Here is a 23,796-nt window from a genome sequence, read left to right as displayed (position 1 = left end):
CAAAATAATACCATTTATAGTGCCGCATAATACCATTGTAGTGCCACAGAATACCTTTGTAACACCAGCATAATACTTTGTGGCGCCAGGATAAAACCATTGCAGGACCGCAGAATACCTTTGTAGCACCTGCATAATACCTTTATGACGCCGCATTATACCCTCTGTAGCCCCCACATAACTCCCCATTATTACCGCTCTTCAAATTACACCCATATCGGGCAAAATACTACGTGCATTTCTTCCCTCCACTTTCTATTTTGTTCACATAAATCAATTTTATGCGGCGATTATTATTTGCCCTGGCAATATTGGCGGGGAACTCTCTCTTTGCACAGGATGGTTATGTATTTAAGGAGGGATTAAGGAGTGGCGCCTGTCATCAGTATGGCAGAACGGCTTTGTTTACGGATCAACTGGCATACGCCATGAGCAATGGCCCCCTGCAGGCACCGGCGAATGGCAGTGAGTCATTTGATGGAGAGAAATGGCAGACAGTAACTGCTGGTGAGGATGGCACCTTTTCTGGAAAGGCCTTGACGAATGGATATATCTATGTAACGTACAATTCTCCGAAAGCACAGACAGCGATTTTAAACATCACCGGTCACCAGATGGTATATGTGAATGGTGTGCCACATGCTGGTGATATGTACCGCTATGGATGGATGTTTACACCCGTGCAGTTAAAGCAGGGTGTGAATGAGTTTTACATCCGTACCAGCCGTGGATGGGGGCGTCAGGGAATGCGTGCGCAGCTCACTTTCCCAAAACAACCTGTGTATATCAGTGTGGCCGATTCTACGATGCCGTTTGTTGTGAAGGGTAAAGATAACAGTGGTTTATGGGGTGCTGTTGTTGTGATCAACACTTCGGACAAACCACTGAAAGGCCTACAGATAAAGGCGACGGTACAGGGCAAGCCCCTTACCACTACCCTGCCTGAAATCGCACCACTGGCCACACGTAAAGTAGGATTTATGATGGATGCTTCTGCTGCGGGTAACGATAATAACAGTGTGGCACTGACGCTGAGCCATCAGAATAAAGTGATTGACAGTAAAAGTATGGCATTGAAGACGGTGAGTGCAAGCGAGCATTATAGCAGCACATTCGTAAGTGGAATTGATGGTAGCGTACAATATTATGCAGTATCTCCTCAACTGAATCCAACGGGGAAAGCACCGGCTTTGTTCCTTTCTGTACATGGTGCAGAAGTGCAGGCGATCAACCAGGCGAGTGCATATAAATATAAAGACTGGGGTGTGTTGGCTGCGCCTACAAACAGACGTCCACGTGGTTTTAACTGGGAAGACTGGGGCAGACTGGATGCACTGGAAGTGTTGAATATTGCAACCGCAACGTTCAAGCCGGATCCTGAAAGGATCTATCTGACAGGGCACTCTATGGGTGGTCATGGTACATGGATTTTAGGGGCTACTTTCCCTGGAAAGTGGGCGGCAATTGCACCCTGTTCAGGGTATCCGACTTTGATGGGATATGGTTCTGCTGATGGATTGATTCCTGATTCACCTAAGAATAACACCGAGCAGATCTTGCTGAGAGCGAGCAATCCAAGTAATACTTTTAAGTTAGCGAATAACTATAAGGCAGGTGGTGTGTATATTTTGCATGGGGATAGTGATCGTGTAGTGTCTGTAGATTATGCCAGACAAATGAAGAAGATACTGGCAGATTTTCATCCTGATTTTAGTTATTATGAATATCCGGGTGGTGAGCATTGGTATGGCGATACTTGTGTAGACTGGGGGCCGTTGTTTTCTTATTTTAAATGGCATACGATTCCGGCAGATAGCAGTGTGAAGGTGGTAGATTTTACTACGGCAAGTACCGCGATCTCTTCTAAGTATCATTGGGTGCAGGTATTACAGCAGCAACATGCGTTGGAGTATAGCAGGGTACAATTGCGTCGTGCAGGAAACAATATCAGTGGAACCACAAGTAATGTGGAAGTGCTGGCATTGGATCTGAAAGGATTTGATGGTGAAATTGTATTGGATGGACAGACAATAAAATATGCTGCTCATGGAGAGATATTGTATTTGCAGCATGGACCTCAGTGGACCATCGGAAAGGCACCAGCAGAAACAGATAAAGGTATTGTAAGAAATGGTACACTGAAAGAAGCATTTAATCACAGGATGGTATTTGTGTATGGCACGGCAGGTACGCCTGAGGAAAATGCATGGTCTTTAAATAAAGCAAGGTATGATGCAGAGACGTGGTATTACAGGGGAAATGGTGCGATAGATATTGTGGCGGATAAGGATTTCAAGGCTGCGGATTATGCTGATAGAGGGGTTATCATATATGGGAATGCGACTACGAATAAAGCATATGGATTGCTGTTGAAAAATTCTCCGGTGCAGATGAGCAGAGGTAAAGTGACTGTGGGTGAGAAGAGTTATACAGGCGATGCATTGGCAGGGTATTTTATGTATCCCAGAATGGATAGTAAGGTGGCTGCTGTGGCGGTGATTGGCGGTACTGGACTGAAGGGCATGAGAGCGGCGGAAGCGAATCAGTATTTTGCGGGAGGAAGTGGGTTTCCGGATTATATGATCTTCTCTGCGGAGTTGTTGAAGGGAAAAGAGACAGAAGTGAAGACGGCTGGGTTCTATGATAATGAGTGGAAGTTGAGTGTGAAAGATGAGATTATAAACTAAATAAAACATTCATGATAGAGGGAATTCTCCAACGGGGAATGAAAACTATTTTCAGTAAAAAAGAGCGTGTATCAAAAGTAAGATACACGCTCTTTTCATTCGGATACCTGATGGATCCAGGTTTACATTTATGCAGTTCTAAGGAGGTTCATTTATTTTTGATTCATCCTTTTTTTACCGCAAGGGCCTGCGGCCGGCTATATAATTCTCTTAAATTCCCATAATTTTCCTATCCCATCTACCGGCATACAGGATACTGACAATGTATTTCCCGGTATCTCCCACCTCATATCCTTCATTTTACTATCCGGAGATGTAAATAGCAGTAAAGCTTCTTTATTGATCACCTCCTTATTCTCCGCACTATTTATCAACTTGCCCATCACTAACGATAATACATGGGGTGGTTGTTCACCGGAACGATCCAGATCGAGCAGACTTGCAGCTGCTGTATTCACCCAACCGGAATGCCCATCGTTACTAATAAATACCAGGGCTTGTGGGATGGTATGCATAATAGCAGTGAAGCGGGACACCGTTATATTAACTATGCGCTGGGTATGCGATTGCTGAAGAATTTCCTTAAACCGGCACCGAATAATTTCCAGGCATTCCCGTGCACTGGCATCAAATGTTTGCGGCTCACTCCACCCAAAGAGGATAATCGCATTCACACCCGGCTCTGTTACAGGCAATATAACGGCAGAAGAGAGCGCCTGTAATAAATCATCAAAGGCATTTTTTTCAGGGATCTGTGACCAGTATATTGTCTTATAATGATGTTGTTCCAGCAATGCTGTGAGCGGACCTGGGTTCAGTATCAGATCATTCAGATAAGACGGGCTCGCTGCCTTTACTTTGGCTGTATAGGTATCCTCGAAATCAAGTTGCAGGGAGATATAGGCGCCAAACAGCTCCCGTAGCAATGATATGCTGAAAGGAATGAATGAAGTCGTATCCCGGTTCCTGTCCCAATCACTCGTCTGACTAATAAACGTAAGCGTAGTTCTTTCCCAGCGTGTCACTATAAAAAGCTGTTTATATAAAGGACTTAATAATACTGATCACCTCTTCCGGTGCACTCACATGGGGAAAATGCCCTTTGGTATGCACAATAGCCAGCTGGCTGTTAGGGATATGCTTTAACATATAGTCTCCTACTTCACTGGGTACAGCCGGATCGTCTGAGGTCTGTACGATCAGGGCAGGTATGCTGGATTTACCCAGGTCACTCCTGTGATCCATCTCAAAGATAACTTTTGCTACAGACAATGCAATATCTGCACGAATGGAGGATAAAGTTTTGGCAAAATTAGCCGCCAGCTCTGGTCTGTCATGGTTTTGCAACACGAGTTGAGCAAAACCGCTGGCCCAGGCGTAGTAATTGGTACTCATAGCGTGGTACAATTGTTCCAGTGCTTCCATGTTGAACCCGCCTACATAGCCGGTTTCAGGCTCATTCAGGTAACGGGAGCTGCTACCCAGCAGCACCAGTTTATTAAAGTAAGATGGATATTTTATAGCGGAGAGCAGGCCTATCATACCGTTGACAGAGTGGCCTACATAGATCACGTTTTCCAGTTTTAACTCCCGGAGCAGGTCTCCCATATCAGTTACATACCCCTGAATAGAACTGTAGCGGGAAGGGCTGAAGGCATTGATATCTGCCTGACCACCACCTACATTGTCGAAGAGCACGATCTTATAATCAGCTTCAAATGCCTTGACCAGTGGCGCAAATGCGGTCTGGTCAGAACCAAAACCATGACCAAAGATGATAGTTTGTGCGGCATCTGCTTTACCACTAACATGTACGTTATTCTTCGCCTTTACTGTGTGCATATATAATAACGGGGGTTGCATCCGGTAAGCTAAAATAAGGAATTAAAAGAGCGTCCAAAAACAAAAAAGCTCACACCGATGGTGTGAGCTTTTTTTATTCAATCATGTGTATTACCATGTCAGGTCAAAGCTGCTACCACCTGTGATAGTAAATACAGCTTTATTGCTACCCTTGTACACAATTGTACCTTCATAGCTGAAAGATTTACCGGTAGTAGTTGTACCAGTGATCTTAACCGCAGCAGTACCAGAAATGATCTGCAGGGTGGTTTTGCTAACTGTTACATCAGTAGCAGTATATTTCAGTGTACTATAGAAAGAGTTACCGCTACCATCTTTTGAGATCAGGGAAGCCTTGTTGTCAAACGCCTGATTGAATACCAGGTTTTTACTTGCATCATCCAGACCGGTGATAGCAAAAGTAGCAGCTGAAGTATCAGCCACAGAGATCTTGGAAGTACCCAGTGATGTCTTTGCTGCAAATGTAAAGTTGAATGACTGGTACTGATCAGCAGCACAGGTGATCACAAATTTGTAAGTGTAATCAATGCTGAAAGTGGTAGACGCATTTGCATCAGAAGAGAATTGGAAAGAATCTTCGTCGGTATAACCGCAATCATCACCAGTTGTCTTTGCACTTTTACGTGCACCCAGGTAGAGAGATGCTGTTGTAGCTGCTGCTGAAGTCTGAGCGGCTACACCACCATTGGTTACTGCGGAATTTACTACAGTTGCTACTTCTGCCTGGCTTACCGCTGGCTGACTGCTTTCTTTGTCGTCCTTTTTACAAGATGGCATTACTACAGACATGCCGGCTGCTACACACATGAATAACAGGGCAGCTTTACTGCGCAACAAGGGGTTGCTCATTCTTTTCATAGATGAATTTTGTTTAGTTTAGAATATAGTAAAAAGGAGTAGGCTATTTTTTATGTCCCCCTTTTCGCATGCTAATATATAGTAAAATAATAATATAAACGACTGGTATTGATCCTTTATTGTGTATATGAAGAAATAAAGAACTGCTTACCAGGTAGTAAGCATAAAAAAGCCTCCACCAGAAGGCGGAGGCTGATTGTATACTTTTGTCACAAATGTTTATTCTTTGATCCAGGACACGGTGTACTTTGTATCGTTCAGTACCAGTGATGCCGCATCATTGCCTGAGAATGTCAGTGTTCCTGACAAGGCGAATGATTTACCACTAGAGCTTTCACCTTTGATATTTACGGTAGCCGTACCAGATACGATTCTCAGTGTTGATTTATTGATATACATATTGGTAGATGTAACTGTCACTGTGCTGGTGAACTTGTGCATCTTCCCAATTTTGGATTGCTGTGTACCTGTACGGATATATGTCTGACTCGCCTTGTAGAAGGTACTGTCGTCTGACAGACCGGTTACTACAATTTTGTTGGTCACACTATCATCAGAAGACATGCGTGGGAAATCATACAGTGCTCTACCAGAAGCGTTGAATTCATATTGTGTAGGTACATTTTCGGTACAGGCCAATTCCCAGTTCCAGGTAATTCCATAACTCCATGTATAATAGGTAGCCGTATCTGAGTTAGCGCTGGTCAGCGTTTTTGAAATCGGAATACCACACTGGTCTGACAGTTTGCCGGCCTTGCGCTCACCGTTTGCTGCGGATACAACACTCATGGCTGCATTCGTCTGCACAACCAGACCGCCACCTGAACTGCTGAAAGACTGGCTGATCGCTTCTGCCATTTCATCGGAAGTGATGACGCCATCATCTTCATCCTTCTTACAGGAAAAAACCATCATGGCCAAACCCGAGAGCATTAAAAGGGAAAGGACCGTTTTACGCACGCGTCGTGTTTTCATAGAATCACATTTTATAGGGAATAATAAATAGGTACTGCTAGATAGTCATTATTTTCTTAATATAAAAGCATTCCCGCAATTTAAATTGGGCTTATTTTATTATATGTTAGCTTCTATTTTGCAAATGATTGAGAATCACACGTTCATCCAATTTTTAAATTCAGGCACCCGCGCCTTGCTGATTAAGATCTGTTCTTTGGGCGCTGGATGGACCTTTAGGGCCAATCTGCCATTGAAATAAAAATCAACTTCCTGAATAGCACCACGTTGTACAATGAACTGCCTGTTGGCCCGGAAAAATACCGCAGGATCCAACTGTTGTTGCAACTGTTCCATTGTAAAGTCGATGATGTATTGTTTATTATCGACGGTACCGGCATACACCAGTTCATTTGCCGTGTAAAACCAGGCAATGTTACCCGCAGACAGGGGAATGAGCTTATCCCTGTTGTGTACCAAAAAGGATTGTTTATAGGATTTGAATTGCGCCACCAGTTGCTGCATCTTACTATTATCACGCAGGCGATTATATTTCTGTAAGCTTTGCTTTAACTCACTTTCATCAAATGGTTTGAGAATGTAATCAATCCCATTTGCTTTGAAGGCCTGTAAGGCATAGTCATCGTAAGCGGTCACAAAGATCACTGGGAGCGTTACGTTCACCTGGCTAAAGATGTCGAAGGACAGGCCATCGCTGAGACGAACGTCCATAAACAGGAGTTCGCATTGCTGCATGTTGTCATTCAACCAGGCCACGGATTCAGCTACACCCGGCAGTATAGTCAATACTTCTATTTCCGGTGCAATGTCCTGAAGCATGTGCCGCAGATTGCGGGCAGTGGCTGGTTCGTCTTCTATGATCGCTACGCGTAATGCCATATTTTTATTGCAAAGGAAGTGTTACGATGAATGCCGTGGCTGTTTTTTCGATATTGATTTCCTGCTGAAGAAGGATCTTATATCGTTCGTTTAAATTCGATAAACCTATGCCTGTACCGGGTTCTGGAAAATGAACCGGCTGCAGGTTATTTTTTACTATCAGTTCGTTTTCTTTCAATGTAATTTCCAGCAGTAACGGTATCTTATTATGCTTGAGGGCATTTTCTACCAATGGCTGGAGTGACATGTGAGGAAGTAGGCGGTGCAGCTGTTCTTCCGGTATATTTATATTGAGTTGAAAACCTTCTTCATGACGCATTTTCAGCAATGCAGCGTACGAGTTGACGGCGCTGATCTCTTCTTTTAAAGGCACTAAACCAGTATCTTCTTTTTGCAATGAATAGCGAAAAAAACGGGATAGCTGGTTGATGTAATATTGTGCCTTGACAGGGTCTTCACGAACGACTCCGGAAAGACTGCTAAGGGCGTTGAAAAAGAAATGCGGTTGGAGTTGCCCCTTGAGTAAACTCAGTTCTGCTTTGAGGTAAGCGTTGCGGAGCCGGTCGTTTTCAAGTTCTTTGAAACGGGATTGACGAAGGATGTTGACTACACGGACCTCTATCAACACTAAAATAAGTGTAAGTGTCAATTTAATGCCTAAGCCACGACCGGGCAGGAAAAAACCGGCGCCGTAAAGGTGCTTTTGAATGGTGAGACCGATGGTAAAAAAGAAGAGTAATGCTAATAGATTTAATAAGTGTGTGATGACTTTGTTGATCTTAAAAGTATCACTGATGTAAAAAATAACGAGACAAAAGATAAGGTTAAAACCAGTTTGGAATATAACTTCAGATAAGTTGAATGGAACAAAGCGGGATATAGGTGTGTTTTCTCTTAGTGTGAAGAGTTTAGGTATGTTGAGTGCCAGTGTGATGAATAGCGAGCTATATATGTAGAGTTGTCTTCTCATTGATGGCAAAATTGCAGTATCGCCCTGCTAAAATTATAGAAATAAAGGTGAAGCTGCAAAATTGAGGGGTGGACTAAAAAAAGCGCCTTTGCCTGGTGGCAAAGGCGCTTATAAAATTACAATTCTCTGATCCAGATGTTTCTAAAGCTCAAAGGCTCGCTCTTATCCCCATGTGCCTGTAATTTGATCGGACAAGCACCATGTGGTTTTTCATAAGAAGCCTTGCCAATGTATTTGGTAGGGCCCTGCAACACTGTATTATTTTGTACCAGTATACCGTTGAAGAACACGGTCACACGGGCAGGACTTTGAACAGAGCCGTCAGCATTGAACTTAGGCGCTGTCCAGATCACATCGTAGGTCTGCCATTCACCGGGCTTTTTGTTCGCATTTGCCAGTGGAGGTGTTTGCTTGTAGATACTACCTGCCTGACCATTTACATAGGTCTTATTGTTGTAGTTATCCAGGATCTGCAACTCATATCCATCATCACCAGGGCCGGTGGAGGCTAAAAACAACCCGCTGTTTCCCCTACCCTGTCCGGTACCGGTTATATTCTTTGGTACCCGCCATTCAATATGCAGTTGGTAATTCGTAAAAGACCTTTTCGTTTGTATATTTCCAGTATTCTTTTCCACAGTCAGGATACCTCCGGATACCTTCCAGGCTGCAGGCTGGGAAGGATCTTTGACAGAAACCCACTGGTCCAGGGTTTTGCCATCAAACAAAATAATTGCATCGGAAGGTGCGTCTGTGTTAATCTTACCGGGGGTTACTACAGCAGGGACTGGTTCCCACACTTCTGTGTCTTCGGGTTTGGTCTGCGCAAATAACGTGGCTGAAAGCGCAACAGCCGCTACTGTTGCAAGCGTTTTCTTATACATGATCACTAAAATTTAATTCTCTAAATTAAAAAAGCTATCGACAAATTACAATCCGGCTATCATATTTCTTGTAAAGTAGCTATCTCCTTAGTATCTTCATTAAATATTATATGAATAGGGTACAATGTCGACATGGAATTAACTGAATTCATATCGGGCCTAATCAACGAAGGTAATGTAACTGTGTCCGCTGATCTGCTGACTTTCGAGGAAGCCGACCTGCGCACAGCTGCTATTCACCTGCAACAATATTATGAAGACGACTGCCGCGAGATGCCTCATACCGCACCCGACCTGGATATGGATGCAGCACTCTGGGCGGCAGGCTACTTGTACACAATCGTACAGTTCATTCTATTGCGCAACCTCGATGCCGCTCTCCTGGAAACCCATTTACCTGCATATACGGGTGAAAGAACACCCGCAGCTATTTATTCGGCAGACCTGACCCTTCGCTATCTGCCAGATCTGTTTCTGCTGGCTAAAGGTCTTTCGCCTACTGACCCATTGATCACCCGGTTTTACCAAACCGCTCATCAATGGCCATTTTCAGCAGCCGCCATTCCATTAAATGAACAGGTAGACCTGTCTGCCATTAATGACCATCCATCCTTAAGGCAGGCATATACTGACAGGATCATCCAGGCAAGAAACCTGTCACAATGCCGCCTTCCTGAAAACCTGCCATTTGTACAAGCAGCCCTGGGATCACATGCTGCCCTACTCTGGCCTCAGTTCGATACAGTTATTAACGAAATTATATTATGACCTTACCCACAACCCCGCTGGTAGATAAGCTCAACGATGTCCTACAGCACCTGAAGAAGACTTTTGTTGGAAAAGACGACATCATCGATCTGATGGGCATCTGTCTCACCGGCAGGGAGAATTTATTTTTATTAGGCCCTCCGGGTACTGCCAAAAGTGCCATGGTGCGCGCCCTCGCCAACTTACTGGAAGGTAAAACTTTTGAATACCTGCTCACCCGTTTCACCGAACCCAATGAGCTCTTTGGTCCTTTTGACATCCGCAAACTGAGAGAAGGGGATCTCGTGACTAACACTGAAGGTATGCTCCCCGAAGCGAACCTCATATTCCTGGACGAACTCCTGAACGCCAACAGCGCTATTCTCAACAGCCTGCTCATGGCGCTCAACGAAAAGATCTTTAGAAGAGGCAAGGAAACCAGAGCCCTCCCTGCCCTGCTCTTTATCGGCGCCAGCAACCACCTGCCCGAAGACGAAGCACTACAGGCCCTGTTTGACCGCTTCCTGCTGCGGGTACATTGTGACAACGTAGATCCTGCTGACCTGGAAAAAGTATTGCAGGCCGGCTGGCAGCTGGAACAGGCAGACTTTACAACCCCGGCAAAAATCAGTGCGGAGGAAGTAAGGGAACTGCAAAATATGACGATTGCAATAGACCTGTCTGCCATCAGAGGGTACTATATTACATTGATACAACAATTGCGCAATGCAGGCATCCAGATCTCTGACAGAAGAGCGGTGAAACTACAACGCCTCATTGCTGCCAGCGCTGTGCTCTGCAAAAGAGACACCGCTATCCTTTCGGATATGTGGGTGCTGCGCTATATCTGGGATACGGAAGAACAACAGGAAATCATTTCTGCCATCGTCAATGCAGCTCTGGTAGTTGCGGATGAACAACAAACCTCCGCTCACCCAAGAGCCACTATCAACAGTACTCCCGATGCAGATGCCATTTACAGGGAAGTGCAGCAAATGACCATGCAATGGGAAGCTGCCGACACATCTCCTGCCGAAAGAGCACTGATCAAAGACAGACTCCGCTATCTGAATGATCGCTGTGAATGGATCAACAACGATACGCAGAAAAACTTTGTTTTAGCACCGATAGATCATTTGTGGGAAAAGATCATGCAGACTAACTGATGACTGAAAGTGTAATTACATTAGCACCAGCAGACGTGAAGGTATTGGCCCAACTGCGCACCAGAGTTGATCTGGTCGCAGCATGGCACAAGGACCAGATTTGGGTAAAAGGCGTGGCTGACAATGCTTTTCGCCAGCTGCCCGCATTACGCACCTGGAAACTGGATGCTGTCAACCGCCTCTTTGCCCCCGGGGCATTGACGCCGGATGAGACTTTGCCTGTATTGGAATGGCACCCCCTGACCGATTTTATTCCCGTGAGTCTGCCTACTTCCGGGTTGCCGGCTTTTGCGACTACCAAACAGCTTGTAAATTTAGCTCCCTGTACCACTACAGATGAAAGCTTCGCTATACTGACAGAGATGCGTACCCTGGAAACATATGTAGCCACAGCACCCCAGATCAGACTACGACACCTGCGCTTTGCAGCTTCTGCACGCGGACAGGTGCTGGTAGCCGGTGTGCCGTTGCCTTCTGTTCCCGGTACTTCATATACACTGAAAGACAGGATACTGATGCCGGCAGGTTACGATTTCAATCCACCTGTTATCCGATCATTGGTGGCGGAGAAACTGGAAGGATCAAGGACGCACTTTTTGCTCTTTCATGTGAACGGACAATATGAAATGATCCCGGATACATCCTTTGTTCACGTCACCCGCAGCGCCGTAAGGCTCACTGCCGAAACCCTGACCCATGTATTATAAACAAACCCTTGAAACCACCGCCTACTTCAAATCGGCCGACGATTACTTCTGGCATTGGGCAGATGAGGGGGAAGTGATTGAATGGCAGGATGGACGTACACTGATTTACAGATCATCGCTGACAGAAATACTGGCGGAGTTGAAAGATTGTTTCCCTCCACTTGGGGCTTTGTTGCTCTTGCTGAATGCAGGCAAAGAAGATAAAGCCCGTCTATGGCAAACATTACATAACATTTATCAAAAAATACACCTCAACGTCAAGGATGAATATACCTGGATAAATGATGCTTATAATCTGCTGGATATACTGGGCAGCCTACCCGACCGTAACTGGCTTGGAAACAAAAAAATCCACTTATTACAAACATTATGTGCTGCTGTTCCACCCACTGTAAGCAATGACGTAGCAGGGAATATCCTGGATAATTTCAACAGTGGCAACCTGGATAAAAATATCCTGATCCCTGTGCCACTCAGCAAGTTTATTGTTGAAGTAGACCTGCAATACCTGGCAGCTATCTACAAAGCAATCGGCAACAGGGAAGAATTGCTCCTGAAGTTGCAGACAAGTGTGAGTGAACTGCCCAAACCATTGCCGGTAGTGATTCCTGAGCCACCGCAGACAGACCTCCTGTCTGAATTAGCCAATGATCCGGCTACTGCAGGTTTTACAAAACTCACCAGGCAAATGATTGCCGCACTACATATTCCCATGCATGTACAGGGTAGCAGTGACCAGTTGTTTGGTGGTGTGTCTGACATCAGTAACAGAGGGAATTTTGACAGGTTATTGATCAGCGAACTAGCCCATGATGAGTTGTCGCTGATGGTGCGACTCGCGAATAATGAAGCCTTGTATTTACGCAGGGAACAACTACCTGCCGACTATCAGCCGGAACGTTTCTTACTGGTAGATACCTGTATCCGCATGTGGGGTACGCCCCGCCTGCTGGCCATGGCTGCAGCATTGGCGTGTTCGTTTCAAAATAAAAAAGGAGAACTGCCCGCTTATGCATTGACAGGATATGACTATACCCCTTTACAACTGGGTACCAAAGCAGGTGTAGCCAGTGCACTGGAATTGTTATCGCCTGAACTGCACAGCGCTACAGGGTTAACGGCTTTTGCAAAAAATGTATTGCAAAAACAACAACAGGAGTTTTTCCTGATTACTGATGAAACGCTGTTTCACGCAGCGCCTTTCCAGGAAGCCTTTGCTGCGATCCGTAAATTCAATGGTTACCTGATACTGGTAAACCGTGAAGGCAGGGTACAACTCTTTCATTACAATAAAGGGCACCGGCATTTGCTGAACCATGCTGTGTACGACCTGGAATCGATCTTCACGGCGACAGATATGTTGCCTGCCAGCCATAGTCTGCCGGCATTTTTACATCAGCACGAAGCGCCTTTGTATTTTCCATTCAGCACCATGCAGCTGCATTATTATTACTACAATGCTATGCAGTTTGGCGGTGTTGTAGTTACAGAAGACCAGCGGTTACTCTACTGGAAATCTATTGCATTCGGGGCGAATGAAATATACAGGGATCTTCCGAAAGCCAGCACTTATGCTTTCGGGCATAGTGAGCAGGGTACTATTTATGTATTGCTCTATCACAACGAAGCGCTGTATTTATACTACCTGAATACAAACATCCAGGCCGGCTCACATCATATTATCAGTCAGCGACTCACTGGTACTATCGTGATCGCTTATAAAGATAAAACCTTCTACATCACAGATGCAAATGACACGCATGCACTCTCTGTAGATACGCTGTCTATTAAAACCATAGGCAGTTGGGATGGCAACATGGTGCTCTCTGCCAGGGCAGACCATTTACGTGCTTTGAAGAAGATCATCAACTGCGGGTACAATATGTACAGACAGGTGAAGAGTATCAAAGTAAGTCCTTCGGGCAGACTGGCCATCAACCACATGGAGCTGCGTCACAATGCAAATAAACTGTCGCTGGAAAGCTGGACGACGGTGAACAATGTTATTCCCAACCTCAACGGTCAGGAGAGTACCATTCCCGGCACGCAGATCCGCATTACCAGGTATGTGTTAAATACGGGTATAGAAGCATGGATGGATTCAAGGGGATTATTACACCTCCGTAGTCAGGATCCAAATGTGCGTGAGATCACGCTGGTAGTCATACAAAATAAACCGACCGCCTGCTGGGCGGCTGATGGCGCTTATTGCGGATACCGGTATTTTATTGGTGACAACCACGACCGGCAGGTGCCCGCACATACCTTTTACGAATCATACATACAACCTTACATAGATCATCTGAAATGATTTTGCAGCTAACATATGATCCATCCGTTTGTCTTCCTGTACTAGGAGCTTACATCAGGGGGAATACCCCTGCGGAGTGGTTTGGGGAAATTCAGCGATGGGATGTACCCCCCGGCTCACTGACCTGCATGCTACTGCCGGAAACCAAATCCAGCATGGAACCTGTGGGTATGATGGTCGTATTTCATCCCAAACATATTCCGCATCTTAGTCAAATCGCACATCCTTATACGATTATCGGAAAGAAACTGCTGATACCTGTTCATGCTAAGTTATTGCCCGCCCTCAGCCTTAGTGAGATGGCAGATCTACTGGTGTGGGAATGGCAGGTGATGCACCCGAATCTTGGTTTCTATGGCTTTACGACGGCAGACCTCGTATCACTCAGCGATCTGCTGCAAATGCCGGCTGTCATTGACCATTCATGGGATATGGCACATCCGGGTATGCCTGCCATGGCGTCTCTGCGCATGATCCATGTAAGGAGAAAAGAAGATGATACCCCCCTGATAGATATGCTGAAAAGCAGTGTAGATAGCAAGCCCCTGAATGAAATACCCATGGCGGAACCACCGCTGAAAGGTTTCAAAAAAATAAAAGCATTCCTGCTCAAAGCGTTCATGTCGCTGTTAGGTAAGCGGGGTAATAAGAAGCAAAACAGCATGTACCAGTGGATGCAAAACCAGCTGGAACACCTGCAGGAAAAGAGAGACAAAGAAGTGGAACGCCTGCTCAATATGTTCGACGAGAACCTGGGCGAAGCGTTGCAATACGCAATACCATTAGGCTCACAACATGCCAGCAGAGGGGTAGCGCCACCATCAGCCTCCCTTTCTAAAAGGAATACGCATTTCAGCCTGGGCAACCTGGCTGGTGGCGGTGGACCGGTAGATGCATGGAATGTAAACAGGTACTATGAACAGCTGCATAAAAAATACATGCGGGCAGCACTGCAGGCATTAGAAAATAAAGACTACAAACAGGCAGCTTACATCTATGCACACCTCCTGCAGGATTACAATCTGGCTGCAAAGGCATTGGTACAGGGCGGATTTTTCAGAGAAGCCGCCGCCTTGTTCAGAGACTACCTGAACAGACATTTGCCCGCAGCAGAATGCCTGGTACAGGGAGGATTGCTGCTGGAAGCTATCGAAATTTACAAAGAACTGGAGATGTTTGAAATGGTGGGAGATCTGTATATAAAACTCGAACAAATGGACCTGGCCAGGACCTATTACAGGAAGAGTGTACAGGTGGCCCAGCAACAAAATGAATTGCTGAAAGCGGCTGTGATACTGGAAGATAAACTGAATGCGCCTGATGAGGCCTTGCGTTTATTGTACAGGGGCTGGAATGGCTTTAACCGTGCTGGTGACCACCTGGAGCAATACTTTGAGGTGGTGAGCAGGCATACGCCGGAGCAATTGCCTTTGCACATCAGAAAAGTGTATCAGAAGAGTAACCCGGAGCAACTGACCTTGTTCCTGCAGGTAATGCTCATTGTAAATAACAAACACACCAACCCTGCTGTAAAACAAACTGCCACCGACCTGAGCATGCACATCATCAGTGACCAGGTGAAACAAGGTAATACCCGGCACCTTTTTTTGCTGAAACAATTCTTACCGGAGGATAAGCAGCTACCTGCGGACCTGTTCCGATACAAGAGTACGGTGGCTGCACACCCAAAGAAAAAGGTGAACAGCAGACGGATCAACCTGCCCACAGGGATGACCTGGGCAGGGATGATACGGCATAACCTGCAACTGTTCATCGTCGGCATCAATGCACATTCGTTTTACCTGCTCAGGATCAGTCCTGACTTTGAAATAGAGCAATATTCATGGGCCACCATGCAGATGCTCCCCATGTTTGATTATATCGTGAGTGGATTTCCGGAAACAAACCGCCTGATGATCTACCTGAGCACAGAAAATGACTTCGAAGATCAGCCGAAAATATTACCAGCGAACCTGCATTTCAAATATGGTATGAGTGTGAGCTTCCCGAACTTCCTGCAGCAACATGTAGTGGGGTTTGTGGCCAAAATAGCAGGGGCGGTGACGCAGTTTGGCCTGAATGAACGGGTCTTGAGCATCTGGCATTTTTCGGGAGACGGGGAACTGGACAGGCAGTATACCTGTACCTTGGATGATGCAACCATCCTGTGCGATGACAGACCTTACCCTACCCCGGTGTATCAGCGGAATGATCTCTATTATTTCCTGCTGGAGGGGGTATTGTACTGCTCGGATGACCTTGGTAACTGTACCAGGCTACACTCAGCACCACCCGTAAACCTGCTGGCTGCGGTGCCGATGGTATCGACCATACTGTTCGGACTGACTAAAATGGGGATTGTGACCATCCAGGTCAATAAACAGCAAATGTCCATCGCAGGTGCTCCGGTACCCGTATCTCACAGGGTGGTGGCGATGGCGTTTATCCCGGGAGGACACCTGGTGGCAGTAGGTGATCTGCTGGCGAGTGTGTTCAAAGTGGAGGACGCCCTGTTGACACTGGAGCACGAAGTAACGCTGGAAGAAGAACCGGAATCTGTAATTGAGGGCAGTGTAAGAGGTGAATTTATCCTGTTGGGGAAAAATAAGGTGCTGAGTGTCATGGACGTAAACAAACTATAAGATATTAACAATTCATATTAGCTTTCTATCGTAAATTTGAAATACCTGCTTTGGAGGCATTTTTGGACAATTTAAACCCTGAAACATGGAAAATAAACTCATTCGCGAAGCCTATAAAAACTACTGGCTGGAAAACGGGAAAAAACCGGTATCTGTATACCTGTTCTGCCAGCAATTAGGTCTTTCCGAAAGCATTTTTTACGACAGCTATGCATCCTTCGATGCCGTTGAAAAAGATATCTGGTTATCCTTCTTTACAGATACACTCGAAAAACTGAAAGCAGACGATACCTATCTCGGTTATTCTGCCCGCGAAAAACTGCTCACCTTCTACTTCCTCTGGGTACAGAAGCTGAAAGAAGACAGAAGCTACATTTTGCAGCAGAAAGAACAATTCCATATCCCTGGCTATCATGAAAACAGGCTGGAAAAGTTCAAAGACGCGTTTTATGAATACGCGACAGACCTGATCAAAGATGGCTATCAGTCAGGCGAAGTAAAAGAAAGAAAATTCATTTCCAGTCAATACGTACATGGTTTCTGGGTGCAGGCACTCTTCGTGCTCAACTACTGGATCAAGGATGATTCAGAAAAGTTTGAGCTCACAGATGCTGCGATTGAAAAAGCCGTAAATCTCAGCTTCCAGATTATCAGCTCAGGCACAATTGATAGCCTGCTGGATTTCGGCAAATTTATGTTCACCAGGAAGTAGAGGAGATAATAGGTAATGAAAGAGCAAACTAATATTCCTACGGGAAAAGTGGAAAGAGCGAGTCGTTTTGTGACCACAGGATTGAAAGTTGGAACCAATTACCTGAAGCACTATACAAAAAAACTCATTGATCCCAATATCAGCAGGGAAGAACTGCATGCAGACAATGCAGAAGACATTTACGATACCCTCAGCAACCTGAAAGGCAGTGCACTGAAAGTAGCGCAGATGTTAAGTATGGACAAGGGCATGCTGCCCAAAGCCTATACCGAGAAGTTCGCCATGTCACAGTACAGCGCTCCTCCCCTTTCTGGTCCGCTGGTGATCAATACCTTCGTCAAGACCTTAGGTAAAACACCCGCACAGTTGTACGATACCTTCGATATCAAGGCAGCTAATGCCGCCAGTATCGGGCAGGTACATAAAGCCACCAAATGGGGCAGGGAACTGGCCATCAAAATTCAGTACCCCGGGGTAGCGAATAGTGTGAAGTCTGACCTCCGCATCGTAAAGCCTTTTGCCATGCGCATCGTAGGCATGAACGAGGTGGATATGGACAAGTACTTTGAAGAGATCGAGACAAAATTGCTGGAAGAAACGGATTATAAACTGGAACTGCACCGCTCTGTAGAAGTATCTACCTTGTGCGCGCATATTCCGAACCTGGTATTCCCGAAGTATTACCCGGAACTCTCCAGCGATAAGATCATTACTATGGACTGGCTAGGCGGCTACCACCTGAAAGAGTTCCTGTTAAAGAACCCATCTCAGGAAGTCAGAAATAGCATCGGTCAGGCACTATGGGACTTCTACCAATTCCAGGTACATAAGCTGAAAAAGGTGCATGCTGATCCACATCCGGGCAATTTCCTCATGAGGGAAGACGGTACGATCGGCATCTTCGACTTTGGTTGTATTAAGGAAATACCGGAAGATTTTTATGTCAACTACTTCTTATTGACAGATAAAGAAGTGTTGAAAGATGATGAGCGACGTAACCAGATATATACCAGCCTTGAAATGATTCATCCTTCGGATTCGGAAAAGGAGATTACATTTTTCTCCACCCTGTTCCAGAAGATGATCGACATGCTCACACTGCCATTTACCTTACCTGAATTTGATTTTGGCGATGAACGTTATTTCGGGGAGATATATGCTTACATGGATTATGTAGCTAATTTAAAAGAGGTGAAAGAGTCGAAAGTTGCGCGAGGGTCAAGGCATAGCCTGTATGTGAACAGAACCTACTTCGGCTTGTATTCTATTCTAAGCGATCTCAAAGCGAATATTAAAACGGGGCTTCCTGCGCTATAAGCAGGGCCCCATTTTTTTTCGTACCTTTTAATTATGAACATTCTTATCATCGAAGACGAGCAGGCGCTACAAGAATCAATCACACAATACTTAGGCAAACAGGGCTACATTTGTGAAGTAGCTACAAACTTCAGAGAAGGCATTCAAAAGGTCAACGATGCCGAATACGAATGTATTATTGCCGATATCGGTCTTCCCTATGGCAGTGGATTAGATATCGTAAAGGAACTAAAACAGATCCGCTCCGATGCGGGTATCATCATTATCTCCGCCAAAGATTCACTTGAAGATAAACTCAATGGTCTGGGCCTTGGCGCCGACGACTATCTCACCAAACCTTTTCATTTATCAGAACTAAGTGCACGGGTCAATGCCCTGCTGCGCCGCAAACATTTTGGCGGCAATACCAGTATTATCTTCCATGATATACAGGTAATTCCTGCTTCCAAAACGGTGCTGGTGCACCAGAAACCGGTGGACATGACTGCAAAGGAATACCAGCTACTCGTATACTTTATTGCCAACCAAAAACGCGTCATTACCAAGTCGGCCCTTGCAGCTCACCTGTGGGGCGATGAATATGACATGGCAGGTTCTTATGATTTCATATATTCACATATCAAAAACCTGCGCCGCAAACTGATGGATGCCGGTGCACCGGATTATATCAAGACGGTGTATGGCACAGGGTACCGGTTCGAATAATATGAAATTACTTACCAAAAATACCATCTGGTTTTTACTGATCATGCTGCCCCTGCTGGCGGCTGGCGGCATTTATCTCTATCATCAGTTTGATAAGGAACTGGAGAAAGAGATGGATGAAGAACTGGTAAATGATAAGATTCAATGGGAAGTCTATTTTGAGTCGATTCCTGATAACAGTCCTGTGTTTGGTATCACAACACCGGAGTTCAGTATTCATCCTGCAAATGGCCCTGCAAATGCACAACCGGTACTCCAATCGATTATGCAGTACCAGGAGATCGAGCATAAAGAGGTACCGTACCGCCAGTTGGAACAGGTGATCAGTATACGGGATAAATTTTACCTGCTCACGATCAGAAAATCACTGATTGAAAAAGACGACCTGATAAAAAACATCGCGCTGGTGATGGCACTGGCTTTTATTGGATTACTACTGTTTACCATATTGGTGAACAGGTTGATCAGCCGCAGCATCTGGCGGCCATTTTACCTGTCATTGGATAAGATGGAAAAGCTGCAATTGGAACAGATGCATCACCTTTCTTTTCCGGATACTTCTGTGACTGAATTCAACAGGTTAAATGAAGTGTTGCAAAATGCCACCTCCCGCATCTACCATGATTTTGTGATCATGAAAGAACTGACTGAAGATGCTGCGCATGAAATGCAGACACCACTGGCAATTGCGCAAAATAAGCTGGAACTGCTATTACAGGATGAAAACTTACAACCAGCACAGCTAAAATCTATCGCACAAACGCATGAGGCTTTGCAACGGTTGTCGCACCTGAATCATGGCATGTTATTCATGGCCAAGATCGGGAACCAACAATTTGTGGCCTCCGGCGAGATCAGCATCAGAACAGTGTTGGAGAAACACCTGCGCTTATTTGACGAACTGATACGGGATAAAAAATTGCTGGTGAGTACAGATATTTCAAGCGATCTTTTACTATCCCTACATCCTATACTGGCAGATACCCTCATCAGTAATTTACTGGGCAATGCCATTAAATATAATTACCCCAAAGGCCAGATCACCATACAGCTGAATGAACAACAGTTCAGCATCTGCAATACCAGTGAATACCCACCTATTCCCGCCTCTCAATTATTTCAACGATTTAAGAAGAATGCATCCAACCTGGAAAACAGTAACGGATTGGGATTGGCTATTGTGAAAAAGATCGCGGATACCAATAACCTGAAGATATATTACAAGCATAAAGAGCAGGAACACCATTTCATTCTGCGCCGGGACAGGCATCATCATTAATCCAGATTTTCCACAGGATCGCTCCTTTTCTTTGTTTCATGAAGTTTACAGGGTTCATTTTATTACTGGCCACGGGTCCGCTATTCGCACAGGACACGACTAAAGTTGTACAGATTCACGAGATAGTCGTGCACTCTACCCGTACCAATAGCCGTATTGAGGACCTGCCTATGAAAGTGGAAGTATTAGGACCTGAGGATATGCAGGAAGAAGGCGGTATTAAGCCGGCAAACGTAGCCAGTTTGCTGGGCGATCTATCAGTGATCCATATACAAAACACATCAGCTATCAGTGGGAATAATGCCATCCGTATGCAGGGGATGGATGGAAAATATACCCAGCTTTTGCGGGATGGCCTTCCCCTGTACGAAGGGTTAAGCGGCAATTTTGGCGTACTGGCCATCCCCCCGCTGGATCTGAAACAGATTGAGATTATTAAAGGATCTGTGTCTACGCTGTATGGTGGTGGCGCGATTGCGGGGATGATCAATTTTATTTCCAAAACACCGGGCGACAAACCATCATTGGATATTTTATTGAATCGCAGTACGCTCAAAGAGAACAATGCCAATTTATATTATTCACAGAAATGGCGTAAAACCGGTTTGACATTTTTTGGCGGTGTTACCCACCAGAATGCAACAGATGTGAACAAGGATGGATTCAGCGATGTGCCGCAGTTAAGACAGTACCTGGTGCATCCGAAATTCTTCTGGTATATCCATCCAAATACGACATTTACTGCCGGGTACCAGGGAACATTTGAACAACGTACCGGTGGTGGTACCTATTACACAGAAAAGAATAATAGTAATCGCAATAGCTTAGACCTACAACTGACCCACAAGGCGTTCACCATTAAAAGTAACGCCAGTCTCTATCATCTGCTGCATACAGAAGGGAATTTCCTCCTGCTGGGCAAACAATTGAACACCCATACAGAAGCCAGTTATAAATGGCATGGTATCGTGCTTGGCATGAACAATACCAGCGAAGCATATACCAGGGATCATCACGACAGCAGCCGTATTGGTAGTTATACCTACAATACTGTCGGCTTCTTTGCACAGGATGGCATTCAACTCACAAAGCAGCTGATGATAGAAGGTGGGCTACGCGCAGATCATCACAATATATATGGCTGGTTCCTGTTGCCCAGACTCGCCATGGTGTACAAACCCATTCACGATCTCTCTGTTCGCCTGAGTGCAGGTACAGGGTATAAGACCGCAGCCATCTTTACAACACAAACACAATTGCTGGGGTATAAGACGCTCGCCGCTATGCCGGATGGGTTGAAAGCAGAGAGAAGCAAAGGACTGAACTTCGATGCAAACTATCATACCACCCTCGGTGAACTTGACCTGACATTGAACCAGGCCTTTTATTATTCTCATGTGAAACATCCAATACTACCTGTATTCAGAAGTGATAATTTATATGAACTGCAAACCCAAAACGACCCGCTACATAGTGCAGGCACAGATACTTATGTGAGATTGGAAATGGATCATGTGGAATTATACCTGGGGTATAATCATACCATTTCAAAAATAAGCACGACATACGTGCCATTTGCACCACAGGATAAATTTGCGGCTACACTCGCTTATGAGATCGAAGATAAATGGCGCGTGGGGATAGAGAATAGCTGGAACGGGCATCAGTATTTATACAACAATGAGAAGGCGCCTAATTACTGGTTCTGGGCAGCCATGGTATCAAGACAAATAGGTGATCATGTCACAATGGTGTTGAACGGAGAAAACCTCTTTGATGTAAGACAGGGTAAACATTCGCCATTATATACCGGAACAGTCAATGATCCTACTTTTGTACCGCTGTGGGGACCTGTAGATGGCCGGCAAATAAATGTATCTGTTAAATGGAACCTGTAAAAAATAAAAGGCCGTCTCACTGGTGAAACGGCCTTTTACAATAAAATACATTGCTCATTACTTTACTGGTACTTCCACATGGGTTTCATCCCACTCTACGATCATCTTACCAGCAGGCAAAGTGATAGTCAGTTTTTCAACCGGTGCAGCTGTTTTAGTCACCTTAGCTTTCGCTTCCAGTACGTTGTGTACTTTGATAGAATCATACTTGTAAGCACCCCATTGTTTCAGTTCGCTGTTCAGTACAAATGTCCACTCTGATTGAGTTGGGATAGCGAACAGGGTGTAAGTACCTGCTTTTACGGCTTTGCCACCGAAGCTACCATCTTTAGCAAAAGTGATTTCAGTTGCTTCGTTAGCACCCAGGCGCCATACTTTATCATAAGGAACCAGGTCTCCAAAGATCACTCTACCTTTTTTAGAAGGCTGGCCATAAGCAACTTTTACATTTTTCCCTTCTGCAGTTACCCGAGGGCTTGCAACTGCCTTTTTTTCCTGTGCAGATACAAGGCTGCCAGTACCGGCCAGCAATGCAAAGAATAAGAGGAATTGTTTCATAAATAGTAAAAAATTTATGGAAAATTAATGTATAATGCGGGAGCGGTTGTTACCGTCTGTGTATTATTTACCGCTTTCGCAAATTGTTTTCAACTGTGTCAACCCCGATTCCAGCTGTGGCCCGGTGAGCCTGTCCGCCAGGAAACCACGCAGTTTCCACCATGGCCAGTAACCCAGGTGTGTTTCTAAGCGCCACATGATAGCAGTCGCTTTTCCATCAGCTGCAGGCTTGATTTCGAAATATGCATTTACCGGGCGCATGGCATTGAATGTCATCAGGTATTTGATACCACTGTCAGGACGACTTTCTTCAATACTTACCTTTCCGGTTATACGATCTTCATGTTGCATACCACTAAAAGTAAAGTAGGCCCCCTTTCCTGCAGGAGGGTTTGAATATTGCTTATCCTGTGCAATTTCATCGGCAGCCCATGGATTCCAGGCCGACCATTTACTCAGGTCATTCAATTGCGCATACACAGTAGGCATTGGTGCATCTATGACACCAGAACGTTCTACAATCGCTTTAGAAGGTAATAATAAGGATAGAAGGAAAAGCAGTACGCCGAAGCAAACTGCGCTAATCACGGCTAGTTTAATTAATCGCATATGAACAATTCCAGACTGTTAAGGTTGCA

The 23,796-nt window shown here is 45.2% G+C and carries 20 protein-coding genes; 11 read left to right on the top strand and 9 right to left on the bottom strand.

The genetic code is table 11. From position 1 onward, the window contains the following. Positions 1 to 281: 281 nt before the first annotated feature. Positions 282 to 2,687 carry an alpha/beta hydrolase-fold protein gene (locus QQL36_RS18835; protein WP_321566388.1) on the top strand — a complete coding sequence of 802 codons (2,406 nt, stop codon included), beginning with the start codon at positions 282 to 284 and terminating at the stop codon, positions 2,685 to 2,687. 197 nt (positions 2,688 to 2,884) lie between these two features. On the opposite strand, the gene QQL36_RS18830 is transcribed toward QQL36_RS18835, so the two are convergent. The 7 genes from QQL36_RS18830 to QQL36_RS18800 form a co-directional block, all read right to left on the bottom strand. Continuing rightward, a complete protein-coding gene (locus QQL36_RS18830) occupies positions 2,885 to 3,712 on the bottom strand; it encodes a hypothetical protein (RefSeq protein WP_321566387.1) in 828 nt (275 codons plus the stop codon). Positions 3,713 to 3,725: 13 nt separating this feature from the next. After that, a complete protein-coding gene (locus QQL36_RS18825; protein WP_083726665.1) occupies positions 3,726 to 4,529 on the bottom strand; it encodes an alpha/beta fold hydrolase in 804 nt (267 codons plus the stop codon). 111 nt (positions 4,530 to 4,640) lie between these two features. Continuing rightward, positions 4,641 to 5,408: a hypothetical protein gene (locus QQL36_RS18820; RefSeq protein WP_083726663.1), complete on the bottom strand. Its 768-nt coding sequence runs from the start codon at positions 5,406 to 5,408 to the stop codon at positions 4,641 to 4,643. Between the two features lie 219 nt (positions 5,409 to 5,627). Then, complete coding sequence (locus QQL36_RS18815) at positions 5,628 to 6,383, bottom strand: hypothetical protein (protein WP_143708993.1); 756 nt, start codon at positions 6,381 to 6,383, stop codon at positions 5,628 to 5,630. Between the two features lie 135 nt (positions 6,384 to 6,518). Further along, positions 6,519 to 7,262 carry a LytR/AlgR family response regulator transcription factor gene (locus QQL36_RS18810; RefSeq protein ID WP_083726659.1) on the bottom strand — a complete coding sequence of 248 codons (744 nt, stop codon included), beginning with the start codon at positions 7,260 to 7,262 and terminating at the stop codon, positions 6,519 to 6,521. A gap of 4 nt (positions 7,263 to 7,266) precedes the next feature. Continuing rightward, positions 7,267 to 8,232 carry a sensor histidine kinase gene (locus tag QQL36_RS18805; protein WP_083726657.1) on the bottom strand — a complete coding sequence of 322 codons (966 nt, stop codon included), beginning with the start codon at positions 8,230 to 8,232 and terminating at the stop codon, positions 7,267 to 7,269. 116 nt (positions 8,233 to 8,348) lie between these two features. Continuing rightward, positions 8,349 to 9,116: a DUF1080 domain-containing protein gene (locus QQL36_RS18800; protein WP_083726655.1), complete on the bottom strand. Its 768-nt coding sequence runs from the start codon at positions 9,114 to 9,116 to the stop codon at positions 8,349 to 8,351. Positions 9,117 to 9,248: 132 nt separating this feature from the next. Here QQL36_RS18800 and QQL36_RS18795 point away from each other — a divergent pair, with 132 nt between their 5' ends. The 10 genes from QQL36_RS18795 to QQL36_RS18750 all read left to right on the top strand — a co-directional run bounded on the left by QQL36_RS18795 (position 9,249) and on the right by QQL36_RS18750 (position 22,600). Next, positions 9,249 to 9,884, top strand: coding sequence for a hypothetical protein (locus QQL36_RS18795; RefSeq protein ID WP_083726653.1), 636 nt, complete (start codon positions 9,249 to 9,251; stop codon positions 9,882 to 9,884). Then, positions 9,881 to 11,029: an AAA family ATPase gene (locus tag QQL36_RS18790; RefSeq protein WP_083726651.1), complete on the top strand. Its 1,149-nt coding sequence runs from the start codon at positions 9,881 to 9,883 to the stop codon at positions 11,027 to 11,029. Before QQL36_RS18795 ends, QQL36_RS18790 begins: the two co-directional genes overlap by 4 nt. Then, positions 11,029 to 11,736 (top strand): hypothetical protein, encoded by a 708-nt coding sequence (locus tag QQL36_RS18785; protein WP_321566386.1) that lies wholly within the window; start codon positions 11,029 to 11,031, stop codon positions 11,734 to 11,736. The genes QQL36_RS18790 and QQL36_RS18785 overlap by 1 nt, the downstream gene beginning before the upstream one ends. Further along, positions 11,726 to 14,047 (top strand): hypothetical protein, encoded by a 2,322-nt coding sequence (locus QQL36_RS18780; RefSeq protein ID WP_321566385.1) that lies wholly within the window; start codon positions 11,726 to 11,728, stop codon positions 14,045 to 14,047. Before QQL36_RS18785 ends, QQL36_RS18780 begins: the two co-directional genes overlap by 11 nt. Continuing rightward, complete coding sequence (locus QQL36_RS18775) at positions 14,044 to 16,689, top strand: hypothetical protein (protein ID WP_321566384.1); 2,646 nt, start codon at positions 14,044 to 14,046, stop codon at positions 16,687 to 16,689. The genes QQL36_RS18780 and QQL36_RS18775 overlap by 4 nt, the downstream gene beginning before the upstream one ends. Positions 16,690 to 16,774: 85 nt before the next feature. Further along, the gene (locus QQL36_RS18770) at positions 16,775 to 17,401 is read left to right on the top strand and encodes a TetR family transcriptional regulator C-terminal domain-containing protein (protein ID WP_321566383.1); all 627 of its coding nucleotides are present in this window, start codon (positions 16,775 to 16,777) and stop codon (positions 17,399 to 17,401) included. Positions 17,402 to 17,416: 15 nt separating this feature from the next. After that, positions 17,417 to 18,718: an ABC1 kinase family protein gene (locus QQL36_RS18765; RefSeq protein WP_083726641.1), complete on the top strand. Its 1,302-nt coding sequence runs from the start codon at positions 17,417 to 17,419 to the stop codon at positions 18,716 to 18,718. Positions 18,719 to 18,751: 33 nt separating this feature from the next. After that, positions 18,752 to 19,423 carry a response regulator transcription factor gene (locus QQL36_RS18760; RefSeq protein WP_083726639.1) on the top strand — a complete coding sequence of 224 codons (672 nt, stop codon included), beginning with the start codon at positions 18,752 to 18,754 and terminating at the stop codon, positions 19,421 to 19,423. 1 nt (position 19,424) lies between these two features. Beyond that, positions 19,425 to 20,702, top strand: coding sequence for a HAMP domain-containing sensor histidine kinase (locus QQL36_RS18755; protein WP_321566382.1), 1,278 nt, complete (start codon positions 19,425 to 19,427; stop codon positions 20,700 to 20,702). A 38-nt stretch (positions 20,703 to 20,740) separates the two neighbouring features. Then, positions 20,741 to 22,600, top strand: a complete 1,860-nt coding sequence (locus QQL36_RS18750; protein WP_321566381.1) for a TonB-dependent receptor plug domain-containing protein — start codon at positions 20,741 to 20,743, stop codon at positions 22,598 to 22,600. Between the two features lie 57 nt (positions 22,601 to 22,657). On the opposite strand, the gene QQL36_RS18745 is transcribed toward QQL36_RS18750, so the two are convergent. Together QQL36_RS18745 and QQL36_RS18740 are read right to left on the bottom strand one after the other, a co-directional pair. Next, positions 22,658 to 23,158, bottom strand: a complete 501-nt coding sequence (locus QQL36_RS18745; RefSeq protein WP_083726633.1) for a DUF2911 domain-containing protein — start codon at positions 23,156 to 23,158, stop codon at positions 22,658 to 22,660. A gap of 63 nt (positions 23,159 to 23,221) precedes the next feature. Further along, positions 23,222 to 23,767, bottom strand: coding sequence for an SRPBCC family protein (locus QQL36_RS18740; protein ID WP_321566380.1), 546 nt, complete (start codon positions 23,765 to 23,767; stop codon positions 23,222 to 23,224). Between the last annotated feature and the right edge of the window lie 29 nt (positions 23,768 to 23,796).

Origin of the sequence: Chitinophaga sp. LS1, from assembly GCF_034274695.1 — a bacterium.
Lineage (GTDB): Bacteria > Bacteroidota > Bacteroidia > Chitinophagales > Chitinophagaceae > Chitinophaga.
The sequence above is the reverse complement of the archived record's forward strand: the minus strand, read 5'-3'. Positions and strand labels throughout refer to the sequence as shown.